Raw genomic sequence first — 6,115 nt, 5'->3', positions numbered from 1 at the left:
TCTTTACGTCCGCTGTATCCCGCGCTCTTTGCGGTGAAGTTCAAAAATTCGTTCCCGACGTTCGCGATACAAACATCCCCCGCCGATCCTCAAATAGACCGGGACGTAACAAGGGGTCACCTTCGCGTGCTTCGCGAAGAGCCGAGACAATGTGCGACGGCTCACCGACGCGGCGTTCGCGAGCTCCTCTATCGACAGAACATCGGTCAGGTGCTCGCTCACATACCGATAGACCTTGCCGATGATGGGGTCTTCGTCCCTGCCGGCTCCGATATACGGGCTGTATTGCGACTGCCCGCCTTCGCGCTGGATATACACGACGAGACGCTTTGCGACCCGCACCGCCAGCTCGTGCCCAAAGTCCTCAGCGACGAGCGACAAACACAGATCGATCCCGGCAGTCACGCCGGCCGACGTGAAGAGCCGCCCGTCGCGCACGAAAATCCTGTCCGGCTGCACGTTGGCCTGCGGAAACTCACGGGACAGCCGGCTTGCGTCCGACCAGTGCGTCGTTACCTCCTTGCCATCGAGCAGACCCGCATGCGCGAGCACGAAAGCGCCGTTGCACACGGAGCCGAAGCGGCCTGCGTTGTGCGCCTGGTTCCGCAGCCAGGCGAGGAACTCGTTCGACGGCAGCTCATCGGGCAACTGCGGGCCGCCCGCTACCAGCAGCAGGTCCCATTGAATGTCACGGTCGGCATAGCCGGACGACACGGCCAGCTGCATGCCGTTCGAGCACGAAACGGTGCCCGCCTCGCGTCCGAGAAGCGTCACTTCATATCGTTGATGCTCGGAAAGGAAAGTATTCGCCTCGGCGAACACATCGAGTGGGCCTGCCACATCCAGCGCCTGCACACCATCGAATACAACAATGGCGACTTTCATGCCGTGACCTTCATGGTGGTAACTGTGTTTTCGTTGATCGCTCAACGAAGCTGTGGCGCAGCTTACCGCAACGTCAGGCACGCGTGCCGCCAGCCTTTGGAAAAAGTATTGTGTCCTGGCGTAACAAATCGACGATCGCAGGAGAGATGCACGGCGTGGCCCGAAAACTCCACAACCTGGCAGACGAGCGCACTATCCATGCATGTCGGCCGAGGCATCGATTAACTAGACTGTGTACACGATTGCGACGAGGCACACTGCCCGGACGCACCGGGAAGTCTCCCGCCCAGGGCAATGCTTGTGACGCGCATCGATGCCTGGACATACCGTGGGGGACCGCAAGCAGCGATAGGCGTCACTTCATGTGTTGCGCTCGACGTTCGACGTTCGGGCGTGCGCCGACCAAGGGCAGATTCATCATGCTGAAGGAACGCCAGAGCTCTCGTGAACCCGGTCGTGCAAGGCATGTCGCGCGCGAAGGCCGAACTGGCTCGCGCTGCCGATACCGACCACAGCGCCGGCATGATGCCGGTCGAAATTCATGGTGACGCCGCGATGAGCGGACAAGGTGTGGTGATGGAAACGCTAAGCCTCTGCTACGCGCGCGGCCACCGCACGGGTGGCACCGTGCACGTGGTTGCCAACAATCAGATCGGCTTCACGACTCCCGATCCGCGCGACACGCGTTCCTCGTTCTTCACGACCGACGTCGCGAAGATGATCGAGGCGCCCGTCCTGCACATCAATGGCGACGATCCCGAAGCCGTCGCGCTGGCGGTGCGGCTGGCCGTCGACTATCGCACCACATCGATCTCGTGTGCTTTCGCAAGTATGGGCACCAGGAACAGGATATGCCGGCGATCAGGCAGCCGCTCATGTATCGCGCGAGCGTGGCCACCGGCAAGGTGTATTTCGAATTGCTCCAACATCGCCGCGACGCGGGCATCGCCCGCACACCGATCATCCGGGTCGAGCGGCAGTATCCCTTCCCCGCGCAGCAACTGGCCGCCGAACTCGCACGCTTCCCGAATCTGAAGACCGGGGTGTGGTGCCGGGAGGAAGCGCACAACCAGGGCGCATGGAGTTTCGTCGAGCCGCGGTTGCGGGAGATGCTGCCGTCCGGCGCGAGAATGCTGTATGCCGCCCCCGACGCCTCTGCATCGACCGCACCGGGATACCACTCGGCGCACGTGGCGCGGCAGGGCGCACTCGTTACGCAAGCGTTCACCGGGTAAGCGCGCATGCGTGTCGCGATGATGCTCTACACGGGTTTTCAGTTGCTCGAAGTGAGCGGTCCGATGGATGTGTTTCATCAGGCCAACCGTCTCTTCGGCGGGGTGCTTTATAAACAGCATCTGATCGGCCCGGCGCCGGGGACTGTGTTGTCCTCGAACGGCACGGCCGTGCGCGCGACGGGATGCCTGCTCGACACGCGCACGCCTTTCGACATTATCGTGGTGCCGGGAGCGCAGGCCGTGGGCTCGGCGCGCGAGCATCGGGAACTCGTCGACTGGTTGAGCGATGTGGGACCGAAAACCCGCCGGCTCGCATCCATTTCGAACGGTGCATTTCTGCTCGCCCGCGCGGGTCTCGCCGACGGCCGCTGGCTGACCACGCATTGGCGCGACGCGCACCGGCTCGCCACCGAATATCCGCTCGTGCATGTGATGTCGAATCCGGGTTGCCTGAAGGACGGCAACCTGTACTCGTCCGGTGGCGCGAGTGCAGGCATTCATCTGGCGTTGGCGTTCGTGCGGGAGGACCTGGGCGAAAACGCCGTGGGAACGATCGCGCGAGCACTCCTGGCGCCGCCGTATCGAGGCAGCGGCGATATGCGGGAAATTCAATGATAGACACCGATCTGATTCACAAGGCGCTCGCGAATCCGCTGCGGCGCGACATCCTTGCCTGGTTGAAAGTCCCCGCCGAGGCCTTTCCAGGCCGCTTTGTCGACCTGGGCCGCGGCGTCCCTATGCACGCGATTCAGGCACGCAGCGGTCTTTCCCAATCGACGGTATCGGTGCATGTCGCCCTCCTCGTCGAAGCGCGGCTTCTCGTATCGACGCGCGTCGGGCAGTGGATCTTTCTTGCACGTAATGAAGAAGTGATACGGTCCTTCGCTGAACAGCTAAGCCTGAACTTATAGATGGACATGCTCCACACAATGCGGATGTTCGCGCGCATCGCGCGAGGAAAAAAGTACGGACAACGGGGTTACGGTGTCACATGTGAATGGGTTCGGCGACATGCGCGTGGGGCGCTCCAAAGCGCTTAACTCGCACCTGCATCGATCGACGATGCTCGCTTTGCAACGCCAAGCCGGACAGACAAGAGGCTCAAAAATGTCATCGCGAAGGCCAGCATCACGGCCACATGCAGTCCTGAGGCGATATCGCTGGACTCGGGGCGCACGAGCGAACCGAATACGCCAACGCCCACGACACCGCCGACTTGTCGCGCGGTATTCAACACGCCCGAAGCAATACCGATTGAGGCTGAGTCGACATGCGCGAGCACAGCGGTATTGATGGACGGCACCGCGAGCGCGACCCCCGTGCCCACAGCCAATAAGGGCAATGCAATGGCGAGCGCGCTGCTGTCCGCGCGGAGGAACGCCAACAAGGCATAGCCGAGTGCCGCCAGCGACTGGCCGACGACCATGGGCAGGCGATAACCGAAGCGTGCGGTAAGACGGCCCGATACAACGTTGGCCACTGTCACGACTGCGGTCATCGGCAGAAACGCGATGCCGGTCTCGAGCGGCGTGTAGTGACATGCATTCTGAAAGAAAAGGCTCATCGCGAACATCAATCCGTAATAGCCAAAATTCAGCGTGAGGCCGGTGATTGAACAGACGTTCAGCACGGCGTTCCGAAAGAGCGCGAGCGGCAATAGCGGCTGCACGCGGCGCCCTTCGACGACGATGAACGCCGCTGCCGCCACCACCGCCGCCGCCAGGCCCGTCATGACCGGGGCGCTGGTCCAGCCGCGCCGGCCGCTTTCAACAACGGCGTACGTCAACACGGATAGCGCCACGACCGCCAGCAGTTGTCCGGCGAGGTCGATGCGGCGCGCCTCGTGACGCACGGTATCGGGCGCATGCGCGAGCGTAAGCCAGATGCCGACAATGCCAATCGGCACGTTGATAAGGAAGATGGACGACCAGCCAAAGCGTTCGACCAACACGCCGCCGACCAGCGGGCCGGCGCCGAGCGCGAGCGCTGCGGTGCCGGCCCAGATGCTCACGGCTTTGGCGCGCGCGTGCGCATCCGGGAATGCGGCGCCGAGCAGCGCCAGCGACGATGGTACGCACAAGGCGGCGCCCACTCCCTGCAGCCCCCGTGATGTGACAAGCACCGTCGCATCGGCCGAGAGACCACAACCGATGGACGCGCCGGTGAAGACGGCGAAGCCGCAGACGAAGATCAGACGCGCGCCGAAGCGGTCGGCGAGCGAGCCCGCCGTGAGCAACAGGCTGGCGAATGCGAGCGTGTACGCGTTGACGACCCATTCGAGCTCTGTCGAGCCGATTGCGAGGCTCGCGCGGATGCGGGCGAGCGCGACATTCACGACCGTTACGTCGAGACAGATGAGCGCAAAACCGAGGCTCGTCGCCAGCAAGGCGAGTCGCGATGATTGCCGCCGCGTGGAGAGTGAAATGTACATGTGTCCGTGCCAGAGAGAACGCGACGGGAAATTGCCTCAAAGGCCGTCGCGTAGCCGAACTCTATTCCTCAAGCAGGGTTTGGTAAATGCAATCCGATCGGGCACAGAACCCGGTATTATTGAGTAATGGACCTTCTCAAGGCAATGACCGTGTTCGTGCGCGTGGTCGAAACGGGTAGCCTCACGGCAGCGGCGGTAGCGTGCGACCTGTCGCCGACCATGATCGGTAGTCACCTGCAGGCGCTCGAAGCGCGGCTCGGCACACGGCTTATACATCGGACCACGCGTAAGCAGCGGGTGAGCGCGTTCGGCCAGACCTACTACGAGCGCTGTGTCGAGATACTCGGCCTGATCGACGATTCAGAACGGCTAGCGCACGATCATCTCGCAACGCCGCGCGGCCGCTTGCGCGTGACGGCGCCTGTCATGTTCAACAACGAGTGCCTCATTCCGGCCATTGCTGAATACTGCGACCGCTATCCGGAGGTAAAACTGCATATCGTCGCGACCGATGCTGTCTCGGATCTTCTCAATGATGGGTTTGAGGCGGCGATTCGCATCGGTGCGCTGGGCAATCCAGATCTGGTAGCACGCCCGCTCATGCCGTATCGGCTCGTTTTATGTGCTTCGCGCGCCTACCTGAGGGCGCACGGCGTCCCTGCGACGCCCGATGCGCTGCGCACACACCAATGTCTCACTTACGCGTATCCACCGCGGTCCGAGTGGTACGCGGGCGAGCCCGAGTGGGTGCTGAACGGACCAGAAGGGCGCGTGGCGGTACATGTGGACGGGCGCCTGAAGATCGACAATTCTGAAGCGTTGAGGCGAGCCGCATTGGGCGGTCTGGGCATCGCCCTGCTTCCGGCAATCCTCGTGAACGACGATCTTCGCTCAAAGCGGCTGGTGGAAGTGCTGCCGGACTACGCCGCGCCAGAGCGGCAACTGCACCTGCTATACCTACCCGATCGGCACATGTCGCCAAAACTGCGCAGTTTTATTGATTTCGTGGTGGAACGCTTCGGTGCGGAAACTACGGCACATCGCGGATAAACAGCGAGTGGCCTAAAGCCCACCATCATCGCACTTATAACGACCAAGCCCGGCGCAACAACCTTCACGCGGATGTCCGCAGCAAGTGAGAGCGCAAGCCGACTGATGCCGGCGTTATTGGTCGGAAACTGAGGTGCGGGCCAACGCGAGCCCCGTGTCGAATATCCCAAAGTTGCCGTTCCCATACCTACGAGCCCACACGAAACCGGTCGACGTCCGCGCTTGCGGTAATCCACTTGGGGCGCCGGCCGCGGCCGCTCCAGGTGTCGCCAGTCTCGGGATTCCGGTAGCGCACCGGGACAGTCCCCTTCCCTTTCGCCGCGGCATGGCGCGGCTTTGTGGGTTCTCCGCGTAGTTCGTCGAGCGTGATGTTGTAGGCCGCCATCTTGAGCCGGATCGCCGCGATCACCTGTACTTTCTCGGCAACCTGATGAACGCGGATGGTGTTGTCGATGTCCGCAAGCTGTGCCTGAAGAATTTCCCGCTGGGCCTTGAGTGTTTCGAGGTCTTCCAT

General features: G+C 62.4%; 7 protein-coding genes and 1 pseudogene. 5 read left to right on the top strand and 3 right to left on the bottom strand.

Annotation, left to right across the window (positions count from 1 at the left end):
* Window positions 1–3 precede the first annotated feature (3 nt).
* The gene (locus HV711_RS09945) at window positions 4–885 is read right to left on the bottom strand and encodes a GlxA family transcriptional regulator (RefSeq protein ID WP_244142681.1); all 882 of its coding nucleotides are present in this window, start codon (window positions 883–885) and stop codon (window positions 4–6) included.
* Window positions 886–1,326: 441 nt separating this feature from the next.
* Between HV711_RS09945 and HV711_RS33460 the strand changes: the two are divergent.
* The 4 genes and pseudogenes from HV711_RS33460 to HV711_RS09930 all read left to right on the top strand — a co-directional run.
* Window positions 1,327–1,772, top strand: a pseudogene (locus HV711_RS33460) (thiamine pyrophosphate-dependent enzyme); the annotation flags it as partial.
* Window positions 1,761–2,120 (top strand): hypothetical protein, encoded by a 360-nt coding sequence (locus HV711_RS33455; protein ID WP_244142680.1) that lies wholly within the window; start codon window positions 1,761–1,763, stop codon window positions 2,118–2,120. The pseudogene HV711_RS33460 and the gene HV711_RS33455, both read left to right, overlap by 12 nt.
* A 6-nt stretch (window positions 2,121–2,126) precedes the next feature.
* Window positions 2,127–2,735 carry a GlxA family transcriptional regulator gene (locus HV711_RS09935; RefSeq protein ID WP_028360008.1) on the top strand — a complete coding sequence of 203 codons (609 nt, stop codon included), beginning with the start codon at window positions 2,127–2,129 and terminating at the stop codon, window positions 2,733–2,735.
* Window positions 2,732–3,031, top strand: coding sequence for an ArsR/SmtB family transcription factor (locus HV711_RS09930; protein WP_035483665.1), 300 nt, complete (start codon window positions 2,732–2,734; stop codon window positions 3,029–3,031). Before HV711_RS09935 ends, HV711_RS09930 begins: the two co-directional genes overlap by 4 nt.
* Window positions 3,032–3,156: 125 nt before the next feature.
* Here HV711_RS09930 and HV711_RS09925 read toward each other — a convergent pair whose 3' ends face one another.
* Window positions 3,157–4,551: an MFS transporter gene (locus tag HV711_RS09925; protein ID WP_035483663.1), complete on the bottom strand. Its 1,395-nt coding sequence runs from the start codon at window positions 4,549–4,551 to the stop codon at window positions 3,157–3,159.
* A 126-nt stretch (window positions 4,552–4,677) separates the two neighbouring features.
* Between HV711_RS09925 and HV711_RS09920 the strand changes: the two genes are divergently transcribed.
* On the top strand, window positions 4,678–5,601 hold the full coding sequence (locus HV711_RS09920) for a LysR family transcriptional regulator (protein WP_035483661.1): 924 nt from the start codon (window positions 4,678–4,680) through the stop codon (window positions 5,599–5,601).
* Window positions 5,602–5,788: 187 nt separating this feature from the next.
* On the opposite strand, the gene HV711_RS09915 is transcribed toward HV711_RS09920, so the two are convergent.
* Complete coding sequence (locus tag HV711_RS09915) at window positions 5,789–6,115, bottom strand: H-NS histone family protein (protein WP_014973482.1); 327 nt, start codon at window positions 6,113–6,115, stop codon at window positions 5,789–5,791.

It is taken from the genome of Paraburkholderia phenoliruptrix (assembly GCF_902859825.1).
Classification (GTDB): domain Bacteria; phylum Pseudomonadota; class Gammaproteobacteria; order Burkholderiales; family Burkholderiaceae; genus Paraburkholderia; species Paraburkholderia phenoliruptrix.
Note: the sequence above shows the minus strand (reverse complement) of the source record. Positions and strands in the feature narration are given on the sequence as shown.